2 protein-coding genes and 1 pseudogene are annotated in these 3,183 nt (G+C 51.0%); all 3 read left to right on the top strand.

Translation table 11 applies throughout. The annotated features are described in order from the left end of the window. Positions 1 to 568: pseudogene (locus A9G06_RS21165) on the top strand (integrase core domain-containing protein); the annotation flags it as partial. Between the two features lie 89 nt (positions 569 to 657). Then, positions 658 to 1,575: an IS5 family transposase gene (locus tag A9G06_RS21160; RefSeq protein ID WP_069556541.1), complete on the top strand. Its 918-nt coding sequence runs from the start codon at positions 658 to 660 to the stop codon at positions 1,573 to 1,575. A 633-nt stretch (positions 1,576 to 2,208) separates the two neighbouring features. After that, on the top strand, positions 2,209 to 3,183 hold a 975-nt coding region (locus A9G06_RS21155; protein WP_216093233.1), incomplete at its 3' end, for an MBL fold metallo-hydrolase.

Raw genomic sequence — 3,183 nt, 5'->3', positions numbered from 1 at the left:
TGAACGCCAGATTGAGGTCCACTACACCGGAGAACTGGTGGCGGTCGACACCTTCTTCGTCGGCGTGCTCAAGGGAGTTGGCAAGGTGTATCTGCAAACCGTGCTGGACTGCTACAGCCGCCACGCCTGGGGACGGCTCTACACCAGCAAGCTGCCGGTGACCTCGGTTCATGTGCTCAATGAAACGGTGCTGCCGTTCTTCGAAGCCCATGAGGCACGGGTCTATATCATCCTGTCGGACAACGGGCGCGAGTTCTGTGGACGACCTGACCAGCATCCCTACGAGCTGTTCCTGCAACTGGAGGGGATTGAGCACCGGACAACCAAGGTACGCAGGCCACAGAGCAACGGCTTTATCGAGCGGCTACATCGAACCTTGTTGGATGAACACTTCCGTATCAAGGGGAGAACGACCTGGTATGAGTCGGTAGAGCAGATGCAGACAGACCTGGATAGCTACTTAGAGCACTACAACACCCAGCGGCCACATCAGGGCAGGATGATGGAGGGGCAACCCCCCTACAGCATGTGCAGGAAGGGTCTGAAATTGATACCGAAGGAAGTGCGCAGGCGTTGTTGCCCAAATCGATGCAGCTTGAATGGAACTAACGGAGAGCGCGGTGATCTGATCACCACCATCTCCTTCAAGTCTGCATCATGAGCACGTCGCTTCACCCCATCACCAACTGGCATCAATACAACAAATCATTGATTAACCGTGGTTCACTCACCTTCTGGGTTGATACAGATGCCATGGATAACTGGTTTCACCAAGACCATAACGGACGACGGGGCCGCAGCCAGCTCTACACCGACCAGACCATCTGCACCTTCCTGATGCTCAAGGGGATTTTCAACCTCACTCTGCGGGCAACCCAGGGACTACTCGACTCCCTGTTCGAGTTGATGAATGCGCCGCTGTGCGCACCGGACTACAGCTGTGTCAGCAAACGGGCTCGCACGGTGACGGTGGCTTATCGACAGCCCCCAAAAGGACGTATTACCGATTTGGTTATCGACTCTACAGGCCTGAAGGTGTTTGCTGAAGGCGAGTGGAAAGTCAGAAAATACGGCGCCGAGAAACGGCGAGTCTGGCGCAAATTGCATCTGGCAGTAGATCCGGTGACCCACGATATCGTGGCGGCGGAAGTCTCGCTGGAAAATGTCCATGATGCCGAGGTGTTGCCCACCTTGCTCAACCCTCTGCGGCGCAAGCTGGGACGTGTTTATGCGGATGGTGCCTACGACATCAAAGCCAGCCATCAGCTTATCTTGCGCAAAGAGGCAACAGCCTGTATCCCGCCTCGCAAAAGCGCGGGGTTATGGGAAAAGGGACACGCAAGAAATGACGCGGTGCTGGTGATGCGCAAGGAACTGCTGGCGCACTGGAAGAAGATATCGGGGTATCACCGTCGCTCACTTGCAGAGACAGCGATGTATCGGTTCAAACAGTTGCAGGCGGGGAAAGTCAGTCTGCGTAACTACAACGGCCAAGTGGGAGAGGTAATGGCGTATGTCAGCGCCATAAACAAACTCAATACCCTGGGTCTGCCTGTCAGAAAGCCCCGAGTGTAACGGTCACTTGGGGCTGGGGCAGTTGTGGCTTGATGGTTGATTTGGGAAACAACGCCAAGTGCGCACTAAAGTAGCGTAAACAAGACACCGGTTTGAGGCCGGTGTCAGGTGATAACTAGATCTGTACACCTCGTAGAGGCGTACCCACATTAATCTTTGCTGAATTTCCCTGTCCATAGCATCACATCATAGTGAAATGATCTCTATGAATCACACGTCCATGAATCGTACAGTTAAGCCACGACCACGTTGTAAAAGTAACAATAAATATTATATCGTAAGGCTAAATCACGATCTTTCATGTTTATTCCTTTAATCGTTAGTTCAATTTAGTTAATCCGCGCTAAATATCGCATATTGAATCAGAACAGGGTTAAATTATGACATTGACGTATGGAGTCGATATTTTTAGAGTGTTTATAGCACCACAATTGTCGTGGTGGATATGTATCAACTCAGTCCTTTCTGTGTGTGTGTTATTGCCACTAATCAGAACATTCAAACCGGGCGAAGTATCTTTCCTCTTGTGATCTACTGTTAGGAGCAGCTATATGTAAACTATCCGGTAGTATCCATATTGAATAGGGTGTATGTAAGTAGGTAATTAGTTTATACAATTCAATATTGTGTGCTATGTTTTTGATGATGGCATCAGGGTTGAAATCGAATTTTTTGACACTTAATTATTGGGTTTTATGTATGACGATTAGAAAAGTAGTAAGCAGGATCAGCCTCGTTGCGATAGCGATCACCTCGCAAATGGCCATGGCTTATGACTACAACACCAAGGCCAAGGAGGCGACCCCTTTTACCAAGGAGGCTAATGAGCGCGTCTATCAGGTGCTTGACTTTAATGACCAACAGGCATTTGCAGATGCCGATCGTGGCTTTATAGCCCCCTTGCTGAACAAAGGGGATATCACAGGGGTGTTTAGTGCCACGGCCATGAATTATGTACAGGGCAATAAAGCACCTGAGTCGGTTAACCCCAGCTTGTGGCGCCATGCCCAACTGGTTAACCGGGGGGGGCTCTACAAGGTGAGTGAGCATATCTATCAGGTTCGCGGCCAAGATCTCTCGAATCTGACCATCATAGAGACCAACGAAGGGATGGTTTTTTATGATGTGGAATATTCAGGTAAGGCGCTAAAAGCCTCCATTGAGCTGTATGAACAACATCGTGGTAAACGGGCGCTCAAGGGGGTGATCATTTCCCACAGCCATGCCGATCACTTCGGTGGGTTTGGCGGCATTTACGAGGCCGGGCTGGCGACCCCCGAGGATGTGAGCAGCGGCAAGCTGCCGGTGCTGGCACCCGAAGGATTTGTGGAAGAGGCTGTCAGCGAAAATGTTATGGGCGGCAATATCATGGCGCGTCGTGCTGGTTATCAATACGGCAACGTACTCAAGGTTAACGAGAAAGGGATCGTCACCAGTGCGTTGGGCCCCGCCCTGGCCAATGATGCCTCCTCACTTCCCATTCCTAACCACTTCATCACCAAGGACAATGAAACCGTCACTATTGATGGGGTGGACTTTGTCTTCTATCTCGTGCCACACACCGAAGCTCCCTCAGAGATGGTCATGTTTATCCCCCAGTGGGGTGCT

This window comes from Aeromonas sp. DNP9 (genome assembly GCF_001728955.1).
GTDB classification, from domain to species: Bacteria; Pseudomonadota; Gammaproteobacteria; order Enterobacterales; family Aeromonadaceae; genus Aeromonas; species Aeromonas veronii.
The sequence above is the reverse complement of the archived record's forward strand: the minus strand, read 5'-3'. Positions and strand labels throughout refer to the sequence as shown.

Bases quoted from the DNA above. Each gene is read 5' to 3' on its own strand.
- A9G06_RS21160 (WP_069556541.1), top strand. From the start codon at position 658: ATGAGCACGTCGCTTCACCCCATCACCAACTGGCATCAATACAACAAA.